Source organism: Psychrobacter sp. (assembly GCF_036731945.1).
Taxonomy (GTDB): domain Bacteria; phylum Pseudomonadota; class Gammaproteobacteria; order Pseudomonadales; family Moraxellaceae; genus Psychrobacter.
In genome coordinates this window covers 19,478-20,468 of record NZ_DAINDI010000041.1, presented here as the reverse complement: position 1 = coordinate 20,468, position 991 = coordinate 19,478, and the positions used below count along the sequence as shown (strand labels likewise).

Genomic DNA, 991 nt, shown 5'->3' with positions numbered 1-991 from the left:
AGGGAATTGCTGCACCTTCATTTGCATAAAACCGTAGATGCCGCCCAAGGTCAGCAGCACAAACAGCAAGATGGCAACTAAAGGATTTCTAATCGAGTAAGCGGAGACATTTAAACTCATGAGCGTGCCTGCGTGGCTGTGCCCGTACTTGCAGTGTTTGCAAATTTACCAGTTTGGCTGCCTGATTTATCATTGGCGGTATTTAGACCATCAACGATACGTACCAAGTCGCCATCATTTAAAAAGCTACCGCCTTGCTTTACAAGTCGGCTGTCTGCCGGCAGTGGCTCTGTCAGCGCCACGTTATCACCAAAGCGCTCACCCAAACTCACGCGTTGTTGCTTGATACGGCCAATATTTTGACCGTCTTGACTTTTAACATTAGTCACGAGCATCACGTAATCATAACCGTCATTGCTGACGATAGCGCTATTGGGCACCGTTTGCGCGCTGGTACTACCCAATAAAAACTCGCCCGTTTGATACATGCCCGCGCGTACTTTTGAGTTTGGCGCAAGGCTCGCATAAATGGTGATTTGGCGATTATCATCGGCCGTTGGCGCAATACGATTAACCTTACCCATAACCGAATCGCCGGCTGGCAAGCTGACACGCACTGGCGTTCCGACACTGACTTCGCCGAGCAGCTTAGGATCGATATCCGCACGCCACTCTAAAATACCACCTTTGATAATGGTAAATAATGGCTCGCCGCCAGCCACCATACCGACTTCCGCCATTTTTTCACTGATAACACCGCTGACCGGCGCGACCACATTGGCGTTTTTCACACTCAAGCGTTGGGTACTAAGACGCGCTTTCGACGCTTGCAAGGCCGCCTCTGCCTGTAGCTTTGAGGTACGATAGCGATCCGCTTCTTGCCTACTAATGGCATCTATCTCAATTAATGGCAGGACACGAGCGGCATCGGCAGTTGCATTGGCAAGCGTTGCTTCGGCTTCGGCAACATCGGCTTCCGCTTGCAAGACTT

The 991-nt window shown here is 50.7% G+C and carries 1 protein-coding gene; it reads right to left on the bottom strand.

Annotation, left to right across the window (positions count from 1 at the left end):
• Positions 1–116: 116 nt before the first annotated feature.
• Positions 117–991, bottom strand: an 875-nt coding sequence (locus V7D75_RS09490; RefSeq protein WP_333614366.1) for an efflux RND transporter periplasmic adaptor subunit, incomplete at its 5' end; no start/stop codon positions are given.